Source organism: Cyclobacterium jeungdonense (genome assembly GCF_010994275.1).
GTDB lineage: Bacteria > Bacteroidota > Bacteroidia > Cytophagales > Cyclobacteriaceae > Cyclobacterium > Cyclobacterium jeungdonense.
Genome location: NZ_WMCD01000001.1, coordinates 1,055,816 through 1,079,872, shown reverse-complemented (window position 1 = coordinate 1,079,872; position 24,057 = coordinate 1,055,816). Strand labels below are relative to the sequence as shown.

The window sequence follows — 24,057 nt, the reverse complement described above, 5'->3', positions numbered from 1 at the left end:
ACTAATGATTGTGTTCGAAAAGGTTACGGCCAAATCCGGTAAAAAAGAAATCCACATTGCTCATGCAATTGACATGATCTGCATGGAGAAACATGGGCTCCAGCGTTTCTTCCGGATCTACTTTTAATCGCTGGTCGGTTTTATCCTCTTTTCGGTCAAAATACTTTATTCCATCCACCCAGGTCATTTCAGGGATGGCATAAATAGAAAGCGGGTGCTTGTCAAACAGTACCAGGTCCCCCTGTTTACCTTCTTCAATAGAACCTACCCATTGATCAATTCCAAGTTGGCGGGCAGGATTGATGGTAATCAATGCCAGGGCCTCCTCATCGGATAGTCCTCCGTACCGTTGGGTTTTGGCGGCTTCATGGTACAAATGCCGGATCAATTCAGCAGAATCTGAATTGATGGAAGTAATCACACCATTTTTGGTTAAAATAGCAGCATTGTAGGCGGTGGAATAATACACTTCGAACTTGTAAGCCCACCAATCGGAAAAAACCGAGGCTCCCATGGTGTTATTGGCAAGTTCGGGAGCAACCTTAAATCCCTCATTTACATGGGAAAATACGATCTTATCGACACCGTAGTCTTTGCAGACCTGTATCAGCATGTAGATTTCATCTGCCCGGTAGGAATGACAATGAATGATAATTTCCCCTTCCAGTATATCCAATAGCGTCTCTAGCCTGGAACTGAAAGTCGGTGGCACTTGCCGGTTATTTTTCTGATTTTTTGCCTTATTCCACGCTTCCCAGGTTTGCTTGTATTGAATCGCTTCTTCGAATCCATTTCGGATCACAGCTTCTACTCCCATTCGGGATCGGGGTTGTAGGTTTTTTCCTCGTCCATGCACCCGTGTTGGGTTTTCTCCCAGTGCAAACTTTATGGTGCGGGGTGCCTCTTTCATCACCAGGTCATCCGGATTAAAGGTGCCGTATCGGTGTTTTAGTGTGATATTTTGTCCGCCAATGGCATTGGCAGAACCGTGCATCGCATGCGAAATGGTCGTTCCTCCTGCCAATGCCCTGTAAATACCGATATCAAAAGGATCTATCACATCCCCCATTTTCACTTCAGCGGTAATCGGGCTGCTGGCCTCGTTGATAGCTTCCAGGGCTACATGAGAATGCGCATCAATGATTCCCGGCATAAGGAATTTTCCACGGGCGTCAATTACAACGATATCGTTGGGTACCCTAAGTTGACTTCCGATCTTGTGTATAATCCCATTTCTGACCCAAACATCAGTATTTTCTTTTACTCCGTCTGTAATCGTGAGGACATGAGCATTTTGGATGAAAACATCTCCCTTTTTAATGTCCTGAGCCTGATTTGTAAAATTAATTAGGGTCAGGATGATTACTGGAAATAGTATTTTTCTATTCATTGCTTTTTTCCGGTTTATCCCTTTTGACAGCCTTTACTGGGAAATTGCCATACCCAACTATTTTCATATCGCCGGAGAATTTTTCTCCCGACAGATTTCCACTGACCTCTACCTCCATGGTATTGTTTTTCACGGATACGGTAAATGAAAACTGCATATTTTCCGTGGTAATTATGACATTTTCAATAGCAGTCGTTTTCATTCCTTGTCCCTGCGGATCTTCGAAAGTAATCGTCCCAGTCCATTTACCTTCCTTTTGTTTGATTTTCCAGGTGCCTGATGATTTTCCGTCCTCGGTTTCAGCCTCATAATCCCAGGTAGTCTCCTCCTCGGATAATTTCTCAGGCTTCTCTGAATAGTCAAAGAGATAGCCGTCACTGACCACCATATGAATGTTAGCATTTTCTGAAAAAAGCGTGTCGGTCATAATCAGGAGGTTGGCCATTTTCCCCTCGGAAATGGTACCGGTCCTATCCGATATCCCGAGTAATTTAGCTGGGTTTACCGTCAATGCTGCCAATGCGCCTTCTTTAGAAAGGCCATTTTCAATCATTAATTGTAAATTTTTAAAAAAATCTCCTCTCGGTAAATGTTTGGTCGTGAGCGCAAAAGGAATGCCTGCCGCTTCATATTTTCCCGCCAGCGCCAAAGACTTTTGATACGCTTCCTTGGCTCTTTGTATCCGGGATTCGAAATCTTTACTTTTCTCACCGTCAGGAACCTCCGTGGAAGGATCCTCAGGAAGGTTGAGTGTTAGGACAGCGCCTATTTGCTTTTCCTTCAGCAAGGGAATGAGGTGATCTCCTTCATTGATTCCTGTAAGTATTATTCGAAAATAATTTTCATCCTGCATTTTGAGTGCTCTCTGGATATCCAATTCACCCGAAATTTCCAAAAGAACAGGAGTTTGCCCCTTAATAACGGGAATTAATGCCTCTAAAACGGGGTTTTTTTCCAGTCTCCTGATGTTCCGGTCTGCAGCATACATTTCTTGGTGTTGTTGATAAAGCCGGGCATTTTGGATAAGGTCTCTCCAGGTTGCCATCACCCCCAGATTGGTATTGGGATACACGCCACCTGCTGTACTAAACTTAAAGTAAATGGATTGGTTTTCGGTGATCAAGTTGTTTTTACCCTCCTGTCCATAGATCAGCAGAGCGGAGGTTCCGGGAAGCATTCCTTTTCCCAGAGGTAATTTTTGCGCCAGGGTAAATCCTAGTTTACGCCACTCTTTATCATGCGGGTTGGTTTGCTGATAATAATCCGTCACGTTAAAATGAGGGTGGATACCGGCAATTTCTGGCATGGGATTAGAGGGGTCAAAATTATCGGGTTTTTCAGGTATGGTGGGTTCCACCACGCCTGTCTTATTGGCCATATCGATAAAACCGCCATATACAAATAAGGAATCCCCTTTAATCTCCTGAGCGTCAGCCGGTATCAAAAGGTCTTTACCGAAAGCCCTGATGATGCCATCTTCAAACAATACGTGCTGGCTTTGGAGGATTTCTCCTGGGGATGGAATCAAGGTGGTATTGGTAATCACGTAACTGCTCCCCAGCCTTCTCTCGCCGTTCCTGTCACTTTGACTGAAAAGCGGTTGGGATACAAGGATAAGAAGGAATAACCAGGAAACTGTACTTGGATTTAATAGGTCTTTAAAATTCATTTTGTGTTAGTAACAATCTCGGCAAAAAACAAAATAAATCAGAAAGAAACAAAATTGAATTTTTTTTTTACCAGCCTTTCATTTCTATACGGGAATGGCTAAAAAATTCTAAATAGCGCAGTTAAAAGAAATGATTTGCCCTTTTTTAAAAAATATGACTTAAATGAGGTTGATTTTAGTAACTTTGAAGTTTGTTAATAATACAGAATAATAAAAAAACGCTGGTCACAAATAAAAATTAATTCTATCCCAGACTAATCCATTTCCAAATGAAGAAAAGTTCGCTTTTTAAAGAATTGTTTGTCAATATAAAAACGACAGGTGCAGTAACATTTAGCTCCAAATCATTAGTCAATAAAATGTTGTCATTTGCTGATTTTAATGGAGCAAAGGTAATTGTTGAGCTAGGTGGGGGAGACGGAAGCATAACTCGTGGGATTGTGGAACGCATGGATTCAGATTCGGTTTTGTACGTTTTTGAAATCAGTGAGCATTTTTGTAGGAATTTAAGCCGGCAGTTTGCCTCAAAAAATGTAAAAATCATTTGTGATTCTGCCGAAAATTTGGATAAGCATTTAAATGGACAGCCAGTAGATTTGATTTTATCCTCTTTGCCTTTTAGCCTTATTCCCAAAGAATCGAGAACTGCCATTTATGAGAAGAGCCGATTGATTCTAAAACCAAGTGGATTTTTTATTCAAATTTGTTATTCTTACCTTCTGCGTTTTCAATTTGCTTCCTACTTTAGCAATATCAAAACAGCCTTTACCCTTAAAAATTTCCCTCCGGCATTTATTATCATCTGCAATACCTGACAGCCGGATAAGTTCCGTTAATTTTTTATATTGCCTTTAATGAAACCAGATCTTCCAAAAGGCAGGGGCACGGGTAGCCGGCCTGATAATTTGTTTAAAAAAAGCAGGTTTGTCAGGGAACATCCGGAAGGGATAGACGCCGTAGAAACCGAGCAAAGCACAGTCACGGAATACCTAATGGTAAGCAGCAAAACTGCGATCAGCACTAATGATAGTCCGGACATTACCCTAAGTTCATCCGTAAACCCTTACCAAGGATGCGAACATGGCTGCATTTATTGTTATGCCAGAAACAGCCACACTTATTGGGGCTATGATTCAGGACTGGGATTTGAGAGTAAGATTTTGGTTAAAAAGGATATTGTATCCGTGCTAAGGAAGGAATTTGAAAAAAAGAAATACCAACCTCAGCCGATCATGTTATCCGGAAACACGGATTGTTATCAGCCAGCCGAAAGGAAATTTAAACTCACGGCTAAGATTCTTGAGCTGTGCCTTGAATTTAGCCATCCGGTAAGTGTCATCACCAAGAATGGATTGATCGAAAGGGATCAGAAGCTGCTTAAATCACTGGCCGAAAAAAGGTTGGTTCATGTTTATTTTTCCATTAACCACCTGGATCCGAGATTGAAGCAGATTTTGGAGCCCCGAACGGCGACTGCCCGAAAGAAAATCGAACTTATACGCAAGTTTTCTGAACAAGGTATCCCTTGTGGCATTATGGTTGCCCCATTAATTCCTGGAATTAACACGGAGGCCATGCCAGAGATCATCAGGGAAGCAGCCGCCGCAGGTGCCAGAAAAGCAGGGTATACGGTAGTTCGGCTAAACGGGCAGCTAAAAGAGTTGTTTCTGGAATGGATGGAAACACATTTTCCGGAGCGAAAAAATAAAGTCATGCACCAGATCGAATCATTGCACGCTGGTCACAGTAATGATACCGAATGGGGAAGGAGAATCAAAGGGGACGGCGTTTTGGCACAAACTATAGCCGGTCTGTTTCGGGCTTCTGTCAGAAAGTATATGTCAAATGGCGAAAAAATGCCTGAATTTGATTTAGAAATATTTAAAGGAAATGGTCAACTGAAACTATTTTAAAATGGATTACCTGGAAGAAGGCATATTGGTACTGGCCACCATGGAAATGGCCCAAAGAAAGAAAGGGAGCTATTTTAACCCCACGGATGTGTTGCGTTGGATCTATCCAAGAGACTGGCAGTTATTTCTGGAGGAAGAAAAATGCGCCCTGACTTGGCTTCAGAAAGAAGGATTGTTGGACATCTTAGTCAATGGAGAGCCAATTGGGGCAAACTTTTCATTGACGGATCCTGTTACCATAAGATTAAAATAGTCTACAGTTATGAGCAACCTTCCAAAAACTTCCCTAAACGTACCCAATCAAAAGGCCGTAGCTACATTTGGAACCGGCTGTTTTTGGTGTACGGAGGCCGTTTTTCAAAAACTTAAGGGAGTGGAAACCGTACAGTCTGGATTTTCAGGAGGGCACGTGGAAAATCCGTCTTATCAGGACGTTGTATCTGGAACGACGGGTCATGCAGAGGTGGTCCATGTGATATTCGATCCTGAAATCATCTCTTTTTCCGAGTTGCTGGAGGTGTTTTGGTCTAGCCATGATCCAACCACCCTAAATCGTCAGGGGGCGGATGTGGGCCCTCAATACCGATCCGTTATTTTTTATCATTCAGAAAGCCAGCAAAAGGAGGCGCTTAAACTCAAGCAATCTTTGAATGAATCTGGGGCATTTAATAACCCAATTGTAACCGAAATTACCCCTTTTTACAACTTCTACCCCGCAGAGGAGTACCATAAGAATTATTATGAATCAAATGGTAATCAACCTTATTGCCAATTTGTGATTCGACCAAAAGTTGAAAAATTTAAAAAGGGATTTGCAGGAAAGTTAAAGTTGGATAGCTGATTTTTTACTTTTTAACCGCTTGAACAGGGCCCCAGCCCGGTAAAAAGTAGTAAGTTTGTACAAATTTTACTGCCATTACTTTTATGAAGCGAACCAAAGCTCAGGAATCCAGATCTGCAATCGAGCGTTTGTACATTACCATGCGTCACCTTTTCATGCGGGGAAATTACAAGCCTACGGGAGTTTCGGGTGAGTCTTTGGTACAGGCGCTGCTCACCTTAAGTCCTGAAATTTATGGTTTGGTCAATGACCCGGAAAAGTTGGAGTTGGATGGCTTATTGTACGTAATGGAGCGATTACCCAGAGGAATCGAAGAGTGTCGGTACATTCGGCTTATCAGTAGGGAAGGGTACGCGGATTCCGGATTTTCCGTTTTGGTTCCAGCCAAAAGAAAGCGAAATTGCTACCGGGTAGATGAGGAACAAATGTATGTGGAAATGACCCGGGGTAAGAGTGACATATACGATATTCTGACCCACCTTACTTTTCTATTTATCGAGTCTGAGAAAATCAGGAAAAATAGCAGTGACCCAAAAGGCAGAATTAACTTAAACTGGAAGAAACTTCAACAAGTAGTACGCCAGGAAGAAAATGGAGAGGAGTTCAATGAAGAGGCGGCTTGTTCCTATTTAACCCATCTTACGGGAAGGACTTTTGAAGAGACCAAATCTGCCGTACAGAAATTCAAGACTTCACAGAATAGTAATAGCCTCTTTGCTATCATTTACCACATGGGAAGATTGTCAATGGAGGAGGCATTAGAGGGGAATGACCGGGAAGTTTCCTTTTCTGCAACCCTTCGAGAACGGGTGGGGCACCATGTGTATGGTGAAAGCTGGGCCAATACGATCAAAGAGGTACTGGACGAAGAAAACCTGCTAGAGCGCCCATTGCACGTAATCAGTGCCAATCTACACAGCGTGGTCAATACCATCTACGGACACCAGGCCCTTGGGCTGGAAAGTTACGAAGAGATTGAGGAAATGGCATTGAAAATAAGCCTTCAATCCAAAGGCCATAGGGAAAAGGAAATGCTGGAGTACGCCAGGAATCACGGCTTGACTGCTGTTCCAGATACTTCAGGTACCAATATCGGAGTACAAATAATCGATACCGGAAAGATGGAGTCCGGTACGCTTTTACCGGGTTTGCCTTTGCCTAAAGAAAGCAAAAAAAGGCCGGTTCTGGTGGTCATGGATTACGCCTTTGGTGAACAAGCCTACGAGTGCTTTGATGAGTTACTGAAGCCTTATGAAAGTGGCCAGCAAAAAATGCCACTAAATATCATTTCAAATTCAATCATGGGGAAAGCGGGAATTCTGGAAGGTAAAAAAGGAGATATTATGATTCCTAATTCCCATGTTTTTGAAGGCACTGCGGATAATTATCCGTTTAAAAATGAATTGGATCCAGAAGATTTTGAAGGGTACGGTTTAGGTGTATACGAGGGGCCAATGATCACCGTCTTGGGCACCTCACTGCAAAACCGGGATGTGCTAAGTTATTTTATGGACTCCTCCTGGCAGGCCATTGGGTTGGAAATGGAGGGGGCCCACTACCAAAAAGCGATTCAATCTGCCAGCAAGATTCGAAACAGTATTCGCAAAAGTGTAAAAGTAATGTATGCCTATTATGCATCAGACAATCCCCTGGAAACCGGAAGCACACTGGCCTCCGGTGCTTTGGGCAAAGACGGTGTTCGCCCTACCTACCTGATTACCTATAAAATTTTGGAGAAGATAGGGAAAGCCTGGTAGCCATTTTCTAAGAATTATCCTTTTCTTTTTGCTCTTTAAGTCCTTCTTTGATCACAGAAGCATCCCAGGCATGGTCATTCAGACTAAATCGACGATGTAATTCGGAACTTAACAGTTCTTCCTGCATGGAAATAGTGCGCCGAATGGTTGAAATATAGGCTTTTTTATCATCTTTCACCTTAATTAACTCTTTGAGTGCCTCCTCGTCGTAATTAATGAAATTTTGGGCCAGGCGCTGTACGGTGAAGGCTCGGAAACCTAATTTTATCAATACATCCCTACCCATTCGAACAGCGCTTTCTAGATGTTGCCTGTAAATATGCTGGACATCCATCTCCATCATCTCGAAAGCATCTGCCCGGTTTTGGGCACGCATCATCAGTTCGAGATGGGGAAAGTGTTTTCGGAGTAAGCCTATCAATCGGATATTGGTATCCGGATCTTCTATCGCGGAAATAAAAATGATGGCATTTTTTGCTCCGGCCATTTCAAGTAAATCCACCCTCGTGGCATCTCCATAGTACACCTCAAATCCCATTTTTCTCAATAAATCCACCCGATCTGAATCGAAGTCCAAAATGGTGGCCTGCACCCCATTGGCCCGTAGAAAACGACCGACAGTACTGCCATAATGGGAGAATCCTGCTAAAATTACCTTGTTGTTTTCATGAATTGAATCCTGTTCTCTTGATTCTCGTTCCCGGGTACCTACCCTGGGAAGTATCCATTTTTCATTGATCAGCAATAGGATAGGAGTGCATGCCATGCTTAGTGCGGTGATGGCCATCAAAAACTCCGTAGTTGAGGCATCGAGTATGGACAACTGTGAGGCGAACGAAAAGGTAACAAAAGCGAATTCACCCACCTGGCTCAAACCGAGGGAAAAGATCAGATTTTGATCCGTACCTAATTTGTTATACTTCCCGATTCCAAAAAGCAGGGTACTTTTTAACAACAATAGGGATAAGGTTGCTGCTACTAAAACCAGGAAATTTTCACCAATTAAACCAAAATTAATGGACGCCCCTACGGCAATAAAGAATAATCCCAGTAACAACCCTTTGAAGGGTTCGAGATCGCTTTCCAATTCATGTTTAAACTCGGAATTTGCCAGTACCACGCCCCCAAGAAAGGCACCTAATGCCGGGCTGAGACCTACCATTTCCATCAAAAATGCAATGCCAACAATAATGAGTAACGCAGAGCCGACAAACAGTTCGCGAAGCCTGGTTTTTGCCACGAGTCGCAATAAAGGAACAAGCAGGTACCGGCCGGAGACGACGATAAAAATTACGGCTCCAAAAACGAATGAAGTTTGTACAAGTGCGGAAAATTGGGAGATAGGACTATGGAGTGCTGCTTCTGGAACCATTTCTGAATCCATAGCCAGCAGCGGGAGCAAGGCAAGAATGGGGATCACCGCTATGTCCTGCATCAGCAATACAGCAAAGGAGTTTTTCCCAGCAGCACTGTTTAAAAGATTTTTTTCTCCCAGGGATTGTAACACGATCGCGGTGGAAGAAAGGGCCAGCGAGCAACTGATAGCTAGTGCCTGCTTCCATGGCAAACCCAGTACTTTTAAAACCAATAGGAGTAGAAGAGTAGTAAGGACAACTTGAGATAACCCCACCTTGCCGATCATGCTTCGCATGCTCCATAGTTTTGCAGGTTCTAGCTCTAATCCGATAAGAAAAAGCATCATGACCACCCCAAACTCTGCAAAATGAAGGATATCTTCACCCTCTTCCCCTATAAACCCCAGCACAAAGGGGCCAATGATCATACCTGCAAGCAGATAGCCCAGTACCGAACCCATCCCCAATTTTTTAGCTATTGGCACACAAACGATAGCCGCTGACAAGTAGATCATTGCCTGGTATAGAAATCCATTCTCCATATTTTTAAGGATTAAAATGGTTGAGCTTTGGTAACAGGTTTACCTTTGAATGATCCCCGGTTTGGGACAGGGAATCAAGTAGCGATTTTAACAACAATGCCTCTTGCTTGATTTTCTGGGGCTCAATCTCGTGGGTCCCTCCGATATGAAATGGTGGCAGGTACTTCATACCACACAGGGCTGCAGTTTGACGAAAAGGAAGCAAAAAATCGGCTAGATCGTGCCCGTGTTTTCCATTGGTCGTATACGCTGCATCAGTTCCTCCGGTACTAATGGCACTAAAGACCAACTTCCCCTTAAGATAATTCCCTCTGGGCCCATAGGCCCAATTGAATTCCAAAACCAAATCTATCCATTGTTTCAATAATGCTGGGGCAGAATACCAGTAGACCGGGTGCATCCAAATAAGCAGGTCTGCCAACAGCAGAAATTCTTGTTCTGGTTGGACCTTCACATTAAAATCCGGGTACAGTTCATACAAATCACGAATAGTCACATTAGGCATCTCTTGGATCTCGTTTACCATGCCTTTGATTATTCTGGAATGCTCAAATTTGGGGTGGGCCATAACGACCAGAATATTTTTCATAATATCAAGTTGGTTTGCAATAGTGGGATAGATAAGGAAATTACCACCAGTATATGAATAAAAGAGTTTTATTAAATGTTTCCAATAGGTAGGGGAGAAAATAAAAAATCGATTAATATTTTTTTTTAATCGTTAAGTACTATAAAAGAAATATCCGATTAAAACTTTATTTTTCTATACGCAAATACTCATTTTTTACCTTGTAAATTTTTATTCAATCACTTGGATTTAAAGTAAATTTCTTTCAAATTTGAAAAGGTAGTGTTAAATTTTGACAGTATACGGAGCGACGAAATTTAGTCACTATTCGATGTAGAAAGGTAGCTATTCTACCAATTGAGTCTTTGGCTTGTCGGGTGAATCCGAATATATGTCAAATGGCGTTCTCAAGGTAAATCGCAGCGGGCGTTTTTAGGCTCAGAAATACAATATCTTTTCGATGCGTGAAATTTAGCAGGAGTACCTATGATTTTTGAAGTTTTTCAGATTCTAAGCGAGCAGGTAAATCACTACTTTCAGGAAATGGGGTTGGAAGACTCTCAATTGATTATAGATAACATCGCCCTGGCAGAGGGATCTTCGGAAGCAGCAGATGCCATGCGGGATAAAATGGTACTTACCCTGGTAAATCTCCACGAGGAAGGAACCATGAAGAATTTTCAAAATCATCAGTTGAGGGAGGATCAGGTTCAATACCGGAATCGGGTTATCCACCTGCATTTATTTTTATTGTTTTCAGCCAACCGCAATATGTACAGCAAATCCCTTAAAGATTTATCAACCGTAATTTCTTTTTTTCAAGGAAAAAAATTGTTTACGCAGGGGAATACTGTCTTTGACCGGGAACTAGACTCCATGCAGCAGGTGGCAAATTTTCGGTTTACCATGGAGTTATACACGCCTACTTTCGAGGAGTTGAATTTTATCTGGGGAACTCTCGGGGGGAAACAATTTCCATCCGCCTTGTACCAGCTAAACTTACTTCCCTTGGAAAGGGATATGAGCCAGTCCGAGGGGCCATTGATTCAGAGTGTTCGTTCCGACCTAAAAAACCAATCCTGATTATGTTGGCCGCGGATTATAAAACCCTGTTTTCTGTTGATATCCTTCACGATTTCCATTTAAATAATGGGGAGGAGCGGTTTGAAACCATGGCAGACGCTGATAAAGAAAGAACTCTGGATAACTATCGTTGGGAGTCCTTTTTGAAAATTAATCCAACGATTGAAACCCGGAGAAAATTTGAGCGCTTTCAATTCCTTTTAAAAAATAGTCCCAGTAAACTTAGAATCTTGGTAAGAGTTAGCGAGGATGCGCCTCAGGAAAGTTTTATTCCGATTGAGCAGGAGTTGACACTAGCTTTTACGGTTGAATACAAGGATCCGCATTTTGAAAATTACACCGACATGCCCTTTCTTGTTGGGAATAAAATGCTGTTTTCCAACTTTCAACCAGAAGAACCAGAGAATATGAGTTTCCATCCGATTTCCCTGGAAAATGATGCCGAATACTTTTCTGAAGATTGGCTGATAACAGATGAAAATTTTCATCTATTGTTGGAAAAATACGCACGTTTGGATCCTGGAATTTCCCCAGTAGGTTTGATTTTAATACGAATGCAGGGAGAATCGGGGATGCGAAACGTGATAAATATCAATCAATCTATTAAAATAAATCCTACCGTTTTTAAAATTCACTTTAATAACCGAAGCACCTATTGGAGGTTTTTGCATGCCTCCAGTGGAACGGAAATAGAAACCAACCAACCCAAACCGCTTACAAAAAATGGCTTTGTCGAACTTGATCCGGAAGCCGATTTCGACGTGGATGCGGGATCAATTAGTCAATTTAGGTTCCCCAATCCGGGGAGTAAACGTATTAGTTCAGATGGAAACAATTATTATTCAGAGATCACAATTTAACAGGATGAATCATGGCAGCAAATTACAGAACCCCGGGTGTCTACATTGAAGAAATTTCTAAATTTCCTCCATCCGTAGCACAGGTAGAAACCGCCATACCGGCATTTATCGGATACACCGAAAAAGCCCGTGAAAAAGAAGCAGATACTACCGAAACCCTTTCGAACCAACCTAAGAGAATTGTATCCTTATTGGAATACGAGACTTTTTTTGGTGGACCGGAACCCGAAACGGAAATTAAAGTTCAGGTAACCGAAGAATTAGGAGAGAAAAACATATTGGTTGAGCAACCCGATCCGGAAGATAAGTCTCCTTTTTTAATGTTTTATTCCTTGCAGGCTTATTTTGCCAATGGTGGTGGTCCCTGTTACATTATCTCAGTAGGGGTTTATGCAGATGCCGATCCAATAACTCCTGTAACATTGGCTGCTTTAAACGTGGGTTTGCAGGAATTGGAAAAAGAGGATGAACCTACGCTGATTCTTTTTCCGGATGCTACTTCTCTGCCGGATGCCAGTGAGTTTTATTCTTTGTATAATAACGCCCTGGCTTTATGCCGAAAGATGCGAGATCGTTTTACTATTTTGGATACCTATACCAATAATATGGAAACGGAAATTTCGCTAGAAACCGGAATCAGAGAAATGATTACCTCGGATCTGGAACAAAAAAAATATGGAGCGGCCTATTTCCCTTATCTGGAAACCATTTTAAATTACGAATACGATCCAGAGCAAATCGAAATAACGCACATCATAGCGGATGCGTCCCCTGTTTCAGATATACTGGAGGAGGTAGATGATATTTTACTGGAAGCGGAAGTAATTATGTCAGATTTGCCTGCGGATGTTACGGCATTTTCTGATGCCAATACAGTCATTCAGGCAGGAACGGACGAAAATGCGGTCACCTCGAAATCAACGGTAATCGATCCATTACAGGGAATAGTGGATGGGTTGAATGCCTTTGCCGGCCTGATGACTGAAGTAGTCGAGAATACCAATAACGTGGCAGCACTCGCACAGGAAGTGGACGCAACCTTAGCTACGGTTGCTACCGAGGCTTCTAATGCATTGAATGATGAGCTAGAGGATGCTGCAAATTTACCTTCTTTGATCCAGGGTCTCCAGGGTCATTTGGATATTCTCAATGATGATGTCAATGGGGCAGCTGTTAAGCAAGCTTCTACTGACGCTCAAACAACCCTTACTGCAACCGACTTTAACGCCCTTTTGCAAGGGATTCTGGATTTAATTGATCCCACCATTCTGGATGCTTTATTGGATATTGAAGAACTGGATATGGTTTCTGAAGGAGAACTGGAAGGCGTTTCTCTGAGCGAAGTTGAGGCCATCGATAGTGCCACTTACAATATCATCAAGGCTGAAATCAATAAGCTGAAAGTCATATTACCCCCGTCTTCATTAGTAGCAGGGGTGTATGCACGGGTAGATTCAAATATTGGCGTTTGGAAAGCCCCGGCAAATGTTTCTTTAAATTATGTGGTAAAACCAAGCGTTAAAATCACCAATGACATGCAGGACAGGCTGAATGTGGATACCATTGCTGGTAAATCCATTAATGCCATCCGCTCTTTTACCGGAAAAGGCACCCTTGTTTGGGGAGCGCGAACGCTGGCAGGTAACGATAATGAATGGCGCTATGTGTCGGTCAGAAGGTTTTTCAATATGGTAGAAGAATCGACAAAAAAGGCCACCGAACAATTTGTGTTCGAACCAAACGATGCCAATACCTGGGTGAAAGTGCGTGCCATGATCGAAAACTTCCTGATCCAGCAATGGCGAGCAGGCGCATTGGCAGGTGCAAAACCAGAGCATGCGTTTTATGTACGTATTGGTCTGGGGCAGACTATGACTGCCATGGATGTATTGGAAGGAAAGATGATTGTGGAAATCGGTATGGCAGTAGTAAGGCCCGCCGAATTTATAATCCTGAAATTTTCTCACAAAATGCAGGAATCCTGATTACGAAATTTTCACCCTAAAATGTAACAAACCATGAGTTATCCATTATCTAAGTTTCACTTCCAGGTAGAATGGGCTGGAACGAATATAGGATTTACAGAAGTTTCTGGCCTGGACGTAGAAACGGAGGTCATCGAATACCGGCACGGGGCAAGTCCCGAATACAGTAAGACCAAAATGCCAGGGATGCAGAAATTTAGCAACATTACCCTCAAAAGAGGGACGTTTGCCAGTGATAATGAGTTTTATGCCTGGTGGAATTCGGTACAACTTAATCAAATAGAAAGGAGAGACATTACCATATCGCTATTGAATGAGGAACACGAGCCCGTGGTGGTCTGGAAAGTAAAAAATGCCTGGCCTACCAAAGTGCAATCGACAGATTTAAAAGCAGATGGCAATGAGGTGGCGATCGAAAGCATGGAGTTAGTTCATGAGGGTCTGAGCATTCAAAACGAATAGGTATGGCTTATGATTACCCGCCAGTAGGTTTTCATTTTTCTGTCAGTTTTACCGGACTGGAAGAAGATGTTGAAACTCAATTTCAGTCCGTTTCCGGACTATCCGTAGATATGGAGACAGAGGAATTTGCTGAAGGGGGTGAAAACAGGTTCAAGCATAAGTTTCCGGTAAAAACCAAATACCCGAACCTGGTTTTGAAAAGAGGAATGGCGGTAGAATCAGAGCTGATCCAATGGTGCAGAGATGCCATGGAGGGTTTTGAATTCGCACCCAAAGATCTCACCATTCGCCTTTTGAATGAAAAGCACGAGCCTTTGCGGACCTGGAATGTAGTCCATGCCTTCCCGGTCAAATGGGCAATAGATGATTTTAATGCGCAGGAAAGCAAACTGGTCATAGAAACCCTCGAATTTTCATACCACTATTTTAAAATTTTAGATTGATGCCCATAGAAATTAAAGAATTGCACATTAAAATCAATGTGGATGATTCGGGAAAAACGACGAAAGGAAAAAGTACCGGAAAGGATGAACTGGTAGCCATATGCGTGGAGCAGGTTATGGAATTGCTCAAACTTCAAAAAGAAAGGTAAAAGCATGAGTGAAGGAAAGCTGGAAAAATTGAAATTAATCGCATACAGCGACCCGGAATTTAATGAAAAGGTGGCTGATGGGGAATTCTCTACCCTATTAAACCCAGAGAAATACCTGTACCAATACAAGATAGATCAAAACGAAGATCAGGCGCCTGGGACCAGTGCAGCGCCTACCCGCTTTAATAAAAAACTTCCGGAGGAACTTGATCTGGATTTCCTGTTTGACCGCACGGGCATTGTGCCCGGTAAGGAAGCGCTGGAAGATGGGGTAATCGACGATATCGAACACTTTAAAAAAGTGATTTTGGATTATAATGGGGAAGAACATAAACCCAATTATGTCATGATTTCCTGGGGCAGTTTATTGTTCAAAGGTTGCCTCACAGAAATGTCGCTAGAGTTTAAGTTGTTTCGCTCGGATGGGACCCCATTACGAGCCCTGGCAAAAGCCAAATTCAAGGGGTTCGTTGAGGACAACCTTCGGGCAGCAAAAGAGAATAACAGTTCTCCGGATCTGACCCATTACCGCGTAGTAAAAGCAGGGGAAAACCTTCCCCTTATGGCGCAAAGAATTTATGGAGACCCTGGATACTACCTGGAGGTAGCCAGGGCGAATAAGCTGGTAAATTTCAGGAACTTAAAACCCGGACAGACGCTCTATTTCCCACCCCTTCAAAAACAATGATATGCCTAACAACGATGTAATCCAAACTGGGAGAAGTTCAGATTTGGTTACCCTGGAACTGCTCGTTCAGGGACAGTCCGTTCCGGGTACGGTACAAATTCAATCAGTATCTATCCAACGAGAAATCAACCGGATTCCCTATGCCAGGCTCACTCTAATTGACGGTGATGTCGCCAGACGGGATTTTCCTCTCAGCAATGAAGAAACCTTCTTACCAGGCAATGAAGTAGAAATTTTATGCGGATATCATAACGACAATTCTCGGGTTTTTAAAGGAGTTATTACCAACCACAAATTGCGGATCAGGGATGGGAGGCAACAGTTGGTAATGGATTGCCGGGACAAAGCTTACAAAATGACGCAGGGTAGAAAATCAGGATACTATTATGATCAGGCTGATAGTGACCTGATGGAAGTGCTTATTCAAAGAAACGAGTTGGAAGCTGAGGTGGAATCCACCCATTACACGCATCCGGAATTGATCCAATACCAATGTTCGGATTGGGACTTTTTGGTCACACGTGCTCAGGCCAATGGTAGGGTGGTACAGGTAGAGGATGGGAAAGTAAAGGTAAACAGGCCTGACGTAGGCCAAAGACCGTTGGAGACGGCTACTTTTGGAGCCAATATTTTGGAGTTTGATGCCGAAATGGATGGTAGGAATCAATTTTCAACAGTAGCATCTTATGGCTGGAACACAACGGATCAAGGAATGGTGAAAATTGAAGGTGCTGATCCTGGAGTAAGTTTAAATGGGAATATCAGTGCTGAAAACCTATCGGAAAGGATGGGAGCCGGGCCGTTGGAATTAAGAAATGGAGGCCGGGTTTCGGAGACAAGTCTTCAGGATTGGGCCGATGCAAATTGGTTGATCCGGCAATTGGCAAAAATACGCGGAAGGGTGAAATTTCAGGGAATTCCTCAGGTGCTACCGGGAAAGCTGATTGAGCTGAGTGGGGTGGGTGACCGGTTTTCCGGTACGGCCTATGTGTCTGGTGTACAGCATCAGATTTCCGCAGGCAACTGGACCGTGGATGTTCAATTTGGTTTGGATCCGGAGTGGTTTTCAGAAGCTAATCCTATCCACACGCAACCGGCATCGGGCTTGTATGCCGCTGTCAAAGGGCTCCAGATAGGAAAGGTTTCCCAGCTAGAGGATGATCCTGATGGGGAAGAGCGAATTATGGTAACCTTACCGGTCATCAATGAGGAAGAACAGGGAATCTGGTGCAGGCTGGCTTGTCTGGATGCCGGGCAGGAAAGGGGGTTCGTATTTCGTCCCGAAATAGACGATGAAGTTATCGTTGGATTTATCAACGAAGACCCCAATCAGGCGGTTGTATTGGGATCCTTGTTTAGTAGCAGCAATGCTAGTCCCTTTCCAGGTACCAACGACAACCACAAAAAGGGATACGTATCCCGGGCTGGAATAAAAATCACAATTGATGACGAGTTGGGGGCTTTGAGTCTGGAAATGCCCTCCGGAAAAACACTCCTTCTGGACGATGACGGTGACCAGGTGACACTGAAAGATGACCATGGAAATACCGTAGTAATGGACAGCGGGGGAATGGTTTTCGAAAGTTCCGGTGACATTACAATCAAAAGTTCTGGTGACCTTTCCTTGGAAGGTTCAAATGTGAAAATAATGGCTCAGGCTGAGTTTTCTGCTGAAGGATCAGCCGGTTCCACCTTGTCCAGCAGTGCTACCACTACTGTTAAAGGCGCTTTAATTCAAATAAACTAGATGTGATATGGGAATGCCTGCTGCAAGAATTACAGACATGCATGTTTGCCCGATGGTCAACCCGGGAGGAGTGCCTCACGTAGGTGGCCCGATCATGCCACCCGGGGAGCCAACCGTTCTAATAGGAGGGCTGCCGGCCGCAAAAGTTGGCGACATGGCTACCTGCTCGGGTCCTCCTGATACCATCGTTGCTGGCTCCTCTACGGTTTTTATTGGAGGAATGCCTGCGGCGAGGATGGGTGACAGCACCACACACGGCGGTTCGATCGTAGCCGGACTGCCAACGGTATTAATTGGCTAACAGAAATGGCTATGGAAGAAGAAATGGGATTTTTGGGAAGGGGATGGCGTTTTCCTCCTTCATTCGATGAGAAGACCGAATCTGTGAATATGTCCTCAGGTACAAGAGATATTCAGGAAAGTCTGTGGATTTTACTATCCACCCGGTTGGGAGAACGAATCATGCAGCCCAAATATGGTTGTCAGTTGGATGAACTACAATTCGGCACGCTGAATAGAACCACGATTACCTATGTTTCAGAATTGATTCGTACCGCCATTTTGTACCACGAACCCAGGATAGAAGTAGAAAAAATTACGATTAAAGAAGATGAAAATACAGAAGGAAAGCTAATTATTGATTTGACCTACCATGTAAGAGGGACCAACTCCAGAATGAATCTCGTTTACCCCTATTACCTGAATGAAGGAAGTGGTCGTTTATAACTATGCAGCCGGAAAACCTGAACATATTGAAAATTTTGTGGCGAAAAGGTACTTCCCAGGAAGACAGGATGCATGCTGCCCTGAATCCTGAAAATTTGGATCTTATGGGGCTGGATGTGGAAGACTGGGTGTTTTTTGCGCATAATTTTGCCCGATTTATTCCTTTTTTATCTTCCTCAGGTTCCACTTCAGCCATCCAAAACTGGCAGGTATTTTTTTCGGATCTTGTTGAACTTGAAGAGATGCCCTCAAAAGGAACAGAGGCATATGTAAACCTGGAAAGAAGTCTTCGGGAAAAACTCGCCCATTTTTCAAATTCAGGTGACCTTGCCCCACAACTTGGTCTTTTGATAGCTTTTCTCAAGCTATTGGGTTATTCCCGAGAGCGTTTAAACGGAATAACTGAGCGGCATTTGGATTTTTATTACCGTTCTGTTTTGAACATACCTAAAAATCCGGCCCGACCTGACGAGGCCTTTCTGGTGCTTGAAATGGCAAAAAACCTGCCGGTTCACCTACCGGAAGGGACTTTATTTGACGGTGGAAAAGACGAATTGGGAATAGCGCGGCATTACCGTTCTTTAAGGGATTTCTTTCCGAATCTTGCCGAGGTCGCGGTTTTGAAAAACAGGTACGTAGACGATTCCGGTAAGCAAATCCGGATTAGCCAGATTGCGGATTCTTTGGATGGCAATGGTAGTTCGTTTTCCTCAGAAAATCAAGGCTGGTGGCCGTTTGGACATTCAGGAAATAGTCAGGAGTCGCCTGCTCTTCAATCCGCAACTTTTGGATTTGGGGTTTCGGCAGCGACACTTTGGTCTGCGAACACCGCCGATCGGTATTTTAAGTTTGAATTTGAGTTCAAACAAAACCTTTCCTTTTCCGGCGATCCATCCGATATAGTGGATTTGTTTTCCTGCCATTGTACTACCGAAAAGGGATGGGTGGTGCTTTCTCCTTCCAACCACCCCGAAATGGGAATGAGCTGCTCGGTTTCAGGAAAAAAAATAAGCATTGTTCTGCATCTTGATAAGGAACAACCGTCACTATTGGGCCAACAAGAAAAAATACACGGTTCGGTAACTGGTAGCGGAGCACCTTTGGTTTGGTTTGACTTGAAATGTACCACTAAAAAGGCATACCATTGGATCAAAGGTCTGAGTGAAACCCCTCTGAAAAATATCAGGATTAATGCAAAATACAAAGGCATACGCCAGGCGGTTTTGGAATCTGATTTGGGAATACTTAACCCGGATAAACCGTTTCAGCCTTTTGGAAGCATACCAAAAAAAGGAAGCAGTTTTTATATAAAGTACCCAGATTGGGAAAGAAAGAAGCCGTCCAAGGTGCAGTTAATCGGAAAGTGGTCGAATACCCCGATTGGATTTAAAGAATGGTATTTTGGATATCGCGATTTAGGAGGAGACTATTTAAGTAAGGATAGTTTTCTGGCCCAGCATTTCACCCCCGTAGTGAACTTGAGCCAGCCGATCAAGTTTTTGTTATGGGAGTCCGGCGGGTTAAAGACACCATTGTTGAAAAGTCAGATTAAAGTGAATACCGACCCTTCCAATCTGATTGTCGAAGATAATAATCACTTCAAGGCTACCATTTCAATTGCAGATAATCAGGATTGGACGGATTATCAGGTTGGTCTCCCTCTGTTTGTCGGAGATTCGGGCGATTTTACTTTTGAAGCAGCTATTTCACCCAAGGCGGGAAAAACCAATATTTCTGCGGGTGGTGGTATTAAAGTTACGATCTTGCAATCCTTCCTGCATGATCTTTTCCCCAGACTATATGCATTGGCAATGTCCAGCGACCAACCCGAAACACCCATCCCGAATGAACCCTATACACCCTTGTTGGAGAGCTTGGAGATAAGTTTTGAAACCGACGAAACGTACGATCTGAATTCGGGGAATAACGGGGATTTGGAACTGCTTTATCGGGATGATTTCGGCCATTTTGACCAGGCAAACGATACAAAATCGGTAGATTTTCAGTCCGCAGAGGAAAATTATTTGCTCGCCTATCCAGGAGAGGGAGGAGAATTATTTATTGGAATCAAAAAATTGTTAAAAGACCAGCAATTGTCCCTGCTTTTTCAGGTTTTGGAAGGTAGTGAAAATCCCTCGAATGCTAGTTTTACCCAGGAAACCGCACTAAAATGGTCGGTATTGGCCGGTAATAGTTGGAAATTGCTGACAAAGGAACACCTGGTTTCCAATCAAACGGAAAACTTTTTACGATCTGGTATTCTTGTTTTGAACCTGCCAAAGGAAGCCTTTGAAGCACACAGCCGAATGCAGGATGATTTGCTGTGGATTCGTGTACGGTCTTCCAAGGCTTTTGACGCTAGCAGCCGGATGTTGAGCGTGTATGCACAGGCAGTGAAAACCCGATTTGAGGATAGGAGAAATGAGCTAGGCCATTTGCAGGACGGCCTACCGGCAGGAAGCATCAGCAAAATGGTAGAACGAAAGGCTGGTGTGAAAACGGTGTTTCAGCCCTTCAATTCCTATGGAGGAAAAGCACCTGAAACTGATGCGGCATTCCATACCCGGGTAAGTGAACGGTTACGACATAAAAACAGAGCCGTATCATTATGGGATTTCGAGCATTTGGTACTGGAGGAATTTCCGGAGGTGTATAAAGTGAAATGCCTGAACCATACCTGTCCCACGTCCTTTTTATCTCCCGGGAAAGTTTTGGTTATTGTGGTTCCAGATACGGTAAATAAGAATTTATTCGATGTGTTTAAACCGGCTTTGAGCAGCGCTAAACTGGAACAAATTGAATCCTTTTTGTCAGAAAAAATTTCACCTCAGGTGGAACTGAAGGTGATCAACCCTTTATACGAGGAAATAAAAATCAAAGTTCAGGTTCAATTTAAGGAAGGTTTGGATGCCGCTTTTTATCGAAATCAAATGGAACAGGATCTCATTCTTTTCTTATCTCCCTGGACGTCTGGTGATAAACAAGCTATTGATTTTAGCAGCTTCATCAACAAAAGCGGGTTGATTTATTTTATCGAAAAACTAGACTATGTTGACTTTATTCAACAACCTATTTTATTTAAAAATGAGATAGAAGTAAAAGACAATGTATTTCCCAAGAGCCCAAAACATATTCTGGTATCTGCAGGGTCACACGATATTTCCTTGTATGAAAACACCTAAAAAACGTTCATGACAACAGCTATACCATATAGCCCTTTATCCAAAAGCATTCGCAGTAATGATGACCTGGACTTTCTATTTTTAAGAGAGCAAGGCATTTTATACATACAGGAATTGAGTCGTAGTATTTGGACGGATTACAATACCCACGATCCGGGAATTACCGTACTGGAAGTTTTGTGCTATGCCATAACCGATTTAGGTTACCGGCTATCATTACCTGTGCAGGACTTGCTCTTCGAAGGGGATAAAAGAAATTACCTTAATGACCATTTTCATCTGGGACCTGAGATATTACCCTGCAAGGCACTTACCGAACTGGATTACAGGATGCTATTCATCGACCTGCAAGGAGTCAAAAATTGCTGGTTGGAGTCCTATACTAAAACGGTGTATGCCGATTGTAAAAATTTCAAGCTATCCTATGATTCGGGTATATGGGAGGGATTGCCTCAAAAATACCACCGTTCCTTTGAGCTGAAGGGACTGCATCGCATCATTGTAGATACTGAGCCAGAAGTGACTATTGAATCCATTAGAAAACAGGTCTTCCGATTGTATCACGCCAACAGAAATCTGTGTGAAGATTTAGTGGAGGTAGTGGGGGTGATTACCCAGCCGATACAGGTGTGTGCCATTATTGATATTGCTCCGGAAGCAAACGAAGAGCAGGTTTCGGCTATCATACAATGGAAAATTGAACAGTATTTTTCTCCGGATTTGCAGTTCTATTCTTTCCAGGAAATGACTGCAAAAGGATATTCCATGGATCAGATGTTTGAAGGGCCATCCTTGAATCATGGCTTTCTGGATCCCGAAGAAGTAAGGCAAGCTTCGCTAAGAACGGAAGTGCGTCAGTCAGATATTATCCAATTAGTCATGGAGGTGGAGGGCGTGAATTCCATTCGGGACATTCGCATCAACAATTGTGAGGATGGAAGTGTGCAGGGTAGCTGGGTCTTGCAGATTGATCCGGGCAAAAAGCCGGGACTTTGTGATAAAAGCAAGTTTAATTTTTATAAGGGCCTGCTCCCTGTAAACGTGAATGAGCGTGAAGTGAATGCTTACAAAAATAGATTACGAAGGGAAAAATACGATGCGCAATACCAGGGAAATGCCAAAGAGCCTTCCATGCCGAAACCGGAACACTATCCTTTGGGAGAATACATCAGTATCCGGAATGATTTCCCCGAGGTTTATGGAGTAGGCCCGGTAGGATTGCCGGAGTCAATTGAAGAAGAAAGGAAGGTTCAGACCGAGCAGTTCAAGGCCTACTTAACCTTTTTCGATCAGATTTTAGGTAGCTATTTTAAGCATTTGTCCCAGGTCAAATCGTTATTATCCGTATTTACTACTTCCGAAAGAACGTATTTTTCGCAGGCGATTACAGATATCGGTGATGAAGCAGGTTTTTTGAATAAGGAATATACACACACCTCCTTCCAGGAGGGACTTTTTTCCGAATTTGATGAGTCCAATTCCCGTAATCAAAAAATAAAAGATCACTTGCTGGCCAGGTTTGCAGAAAAATTCAGTGAGTATGCCTTTATCATGAAAAAAATTTACGGGGAAGGAGCGGATCAACAGGTTCTGGATACCAAATCCTATTTTTTGAAAGAATATGGTAAATTCAGCGTGGAAAGGGCTACTGCCATGAATTATTACCGTCAGCCCCTGAGCTTCTTATGGGATAGTAATAATACCTCGGGAGTAGAGGAAAGAGTTGCTTTATTGGCAGGAATTCGGAATTTCATGCGTAAAAGCCTGGCTCGGTCCTTCGTCGAGATTTACCCGCTTACCAATTCGGCTGGTGATGCGGTATTTCGATGGCGTGTATATGATCAAAACCGCAGCATTTTGCTGAACGGAACAGAGGATTACCCGAGCCGTACAGCGGCCCACCGAGAAATTTACCTGGCCATCCAATTAGTGAAGGCGTTTCCCAGGGAGACGTTGATTCAATATTTTGAGCAATTGGAGGACATTCCGGATCAGGCATTTACATTGGGCTGTTTCCGAATTACAATATCTCCTTCAGGTAGGTTTTCCTTTAGTATTATCAATCCCTCCGTTCAAGATACTCAGGCGTCAGATTATATTATCGCCAGTCAATACCGGTACTACTCCTTTCAAAATATGCTACCTTCATTGCTCTTTTTCATAGATTTTATAGATCAGCAATTTGACGATGAGGGGATTTTCCTGGTAGAAAACACTTTGTTGCGACCGGATTTTAATCCGGAGGCATCGGTAGAGAAGACGTTTTTGCCCTTTTGCAAAGATGACTGCCAACAAGGCAACTGCCTTGACCCTTACTCATTTAGAGTCACCATTGTCCTTCCAGGCAATACCTTTCGATTTGCCGACAGGGATTTTAGGGATTTTCTGGAAAATCTAATTCGGGAGGAATTACCCGCCCACATTCTTGCGAAAATTTGCTGGATCGGAAAGTCTCAAACCGGCAACCTGGAACAGGAAGATCAGTTGGCCCAATTTGAGGAATCCTACAAGGAATTTCTAAAAGGGTTGAGTCAGGGAAGTTACACTTCCCACCGACAGTTTATTGAAACAATAACTGAATTACGCTCCATTTATCCCACAGGCACGCTTTATAACTGTGAAATGGAAGATGAAAGCAATGCTCTTAGGGATACCATAATATTAGGAAGATCGAATTTAGGAACCATCTAATCATAT

General features: G+C 43.2%; 21 protein-coding genes. 17 read left to right on the top strand and 4 right to left on the bottom strand.

The features are described 5' to 3' along the window. Window position 1: 1 nt before the first annotated feature. Together GKS34_RS04175 and GKS34_RS04170 are read right to left on the bottom strand one after the other, a co-directional pair. Entirely contained in the window at window positions 2-1,390 is a 1,389-nt protein-coding gene (locus GKS34_RS04175; protein ID WP_163383525.1) for an amidohydrolase family protein, read from the bottom strand. Beyond that, window positions 1,383-3,059, bottom strand: a complete 1,677-nt coding sequence (locus GKS34_RS04170; RefSeq protein WP_163383524.1) for an amidohydrolase family protein — start codon at window positions 3,057-3,059, stop codon at window positions 1,383-1,385. The genes GKS34_RS04175 and GKS34_RS04170 overlap by 8 nt, the downstream gene beginning before the upstream one ends. A gap of 269 nt (window positions 3,060-3,328) precedes the next feature. On the opposite strand from GKS34_RS04170, the gene GKS34_RS04165 reads away from it, so the two are divergent. The 5 genes from GKS34_RS04165 to GKS34_RS04145 all read left to right on the top strand — a co-directional run bounded on the left by GKS34_RS04165 (window position 3,329) and on the right by GKS34_RS04145 (window position 7,570). Beyond that, window positions 3,329-3,874: a class I SAM-dependent methyltransferase gene (locus GKS34_RS04165; RefSeq protein WP_163383523.1), complete on the top strand. Its 546-nt coding sequence runs from the start codon at window positions 3,329-3,331 to the stop codon at window positions 3,872-3,874. Between the two features lie 39 nt (window positions 3,875-3,913). Continuing rightward, window positions 3,914-4,972: a PA0069 family radical SAM protein gene (locus GKS34_RS04160; RefSeq protein ID WP_163383522.1), complete on the top strand. Its 1,059-nt coding sequence runs from the start codon at window positions 3,914-3,916 to the stop codon at window positions 4,970-4,972. Between the two features lies 1 nt (window position 4,973). Beyond that, window positions 4,974-5,225 carry a hypothetical protein gene (locus GKS34_RS04155; protein ID WP_163383521.1) on the top strand — a complete coding sequence of 84 codons (252 nt, stop codon included), beginning with the start codon at window positions 4,974-4,976 and terminating at the stop codon, window positions 5,223-5,225. A gap of 9 nt (window positions 5,226-5,234) precedes the next feature. Further along, a complete protein-coding gene (gene msrA / locus GKS34_RS04150; RefSeq protein ID WP_163383520.1) occupies window positions 5,235-5,813 on the top strand; it encodes a peptide-methionine (S)-S-oxide reductase MsrA in 579 nt (192 codons plus the stop codon). An 83-nt stretch (window positions 5,814-5,896) separates the two neighbouring features. Further along, window positions 5,897-7,570, top strand: a complete 1,674-nt coding sequence (locus GKS34_RS04145; protein WP_163383519.1) for a DUF6909 family protein — start codon at window positions 5,897-5,899, stop codon at window positions 7,568-7,570. A gap of 7 nt (window positions 7,571-7,577) precedes the next feature. Here GKS34_RS04145 and GKS34_RS04140 read toward each other — a convergent pair whose 3' ends face one another. Both GKS34_RS04140 and GKS34_RS04135 read right to left on the bottom strand, forming a co-directional pair. Beyond that, entirely contained in the window at window positions 7,578-9,467 is a 1,890-nt protein-coding gene (locus tag GKS34_RS04140; protein WP_163383518.1) for a monovalent cation:proton antiporter-2 (CPA2) family protein, read from the bottom strand. Window positions 9,468-9,471: 4 nt separating this feature from the next. Then, window positions 9,472-10,056, bottom strand: coding sequence for an NAD(P)H-dependent oxidoreductase (locus GKS34_RS04135; RefSeq protein WP_163383517.1), 585 nt, complete (start codon window positions 10,054-10,056; stop codon window positions 9,472-9,474). Between the two features lie 465 nt (window positions 10,057-10,521). Between GKS34_RS04135 and GKS34_RS04130 the strand changes: the two genes are divergently transcribed. Genes GKS34_RS04130 through GKS34_RS04075 form a run of 12 tightly spaced genes read left to right on the top strand, consistent with a single transcriptional unit; the run spans window position 10,522 to window position 24,051 of the window. After that, window positions 10,522-11,118 carry a Pvc16 family protein gene (locus tag GKS34_RS04130; RefSeq protein ID WP_163383516.1) on the top strand — a complete coding sequence of 199 codons (597 nt, stop codon included), beginning with the start codon at window positions 10,522-10,524 and terminating at the stop codon, window positions 11,116-11,118. Window positions 11,119-11,120: 2 nt separating this feature from the next. Next, window positions 11,121-11,978 (top strand): hypothetical protein, encoded by an 858-nt coding sequence (locus tag GKS34_RS04125; protein ID WP_163383515.1) that lies wholly within the window; start codon window positions 11,121-11,123, stop codon window positions 11,976-11,978. A gap of 11 nt (window positions 11,979-11,989) precedes the next feature. After that, entirely contained in the window at window positions 11,990-13,963 is a 1,974-nt protein-coding gene (locus tag GKS34_RS04120; protein ID WP_163383514.1) for a phage tail sheath family protein, read from the top strand. 33 nt (window positions 13,964-13,996) lie between these two features. Beyond that, a complete protein-coding gene (locus GKS34_RS04115) occupies window positions 13,997-14,425 on the top strand; it encodes a phage tail protein (protein WP_162339770.1) in 429 nt (142 codons plus the stop codon). Between the two features lie 2 nt (window positions 14,426-14,427). Further along, window positions 14,428-14,868, top strand: a complete 441-nt coding sequence (locus GKS34_RS04110; protein WP_163383513.1) for a phage tail protein — start codon at window positions 14,428-14,430, stop codon at window positions 14,866-14,868. Next, window positions 14,868-15,017, top strand: a complete 150-nt coding sequence (locus GKS34_RS04105; RefSeq protein ID WP_163383512.1) for a DUF5908 family protein — start codon at window positions 14,868-14,870, stop codon at window positions 15,015-15,017. Before GKS34_RS04110 ends, GKS34_RS04105 begins: the two co-directional genes overlap by 1 nt. Before the next feature lie 4 nt (window positions 15,018-15,021). Then, complete coding sequence (locus GKS34_RS04100) at window positions 15,022-15,705, top strand: CIS tube protein (RefSeq protein WP_163383511.1); 684 nt, start codon at window positions 15,022-15,024, stop codon at window positions 15,703-15,705. A gap of 1 nt (window position 15,706) precedes the next feature. Continuing rightward, complete coding sequence (vgrG, locus tag GKS34_RS04095; RefSeq protein ID WP_163383510.1) at window positions 15,707-17,452, top strand: type VI secretion system tip protein VgrG; 1,746 nt, start codon at window positions 15,707-15,709, stop codon at window positions 17,450-17,452. Window positions 17,453-17,459: 7 nt separating this feature from the next. Then, window positions 17,460-17,753: a PAAR domain-containing protein gene (locus GKS34_RS04090; RefSeq protein ID WP_163383509.1), complete on the top strand. Its 294-nt coding sequence runs from the start codon at window positions 17,460-17,462 to the stop codon at window positions 17,751-17,753. Window positions 17,754-17,758: 5 nt separating this feature from the next. Further along, the gene (locus tag GKS34_RS04085; RefSeq protein ID WP_317167955.1) at window positions 17,759-18,178 is read left to right on the top strand and encodes a GPW/gp25 family protein; all 420 of its coding nucleotides are present in this window, start codon (window positions 17,759-17,761) and stop codon (window positions 18,176-18,178) included. A 2-nt stretch (window positions 18,179-18,180) separates the two neighbouring features. Then, window positions 18,181-21,360: a baseplate J/gp47 family protein gene (locus tag GKS34_RS04080; RefSeq protein WP_205602015.1), complete on the top strand. Its 3,180-nt coding sequence runs from the start codon at window positions 18,181-18,183 to the stop codon at window positions 21,358-21,360. A gap of 9 nt (window positions 21,361-21,369) precedes the next feature. Then, entirely contained in the window at window positions 21,370-24,051 is a 2,682-nt protein-coding gene (locus tag GKS34_RS04075; RefSeq protein ID WP_163383506.1) for a baseplate wedge protein, read from the top strand. Window positions 24,052-24,057 lie beyond the last annotated feature (6 nt).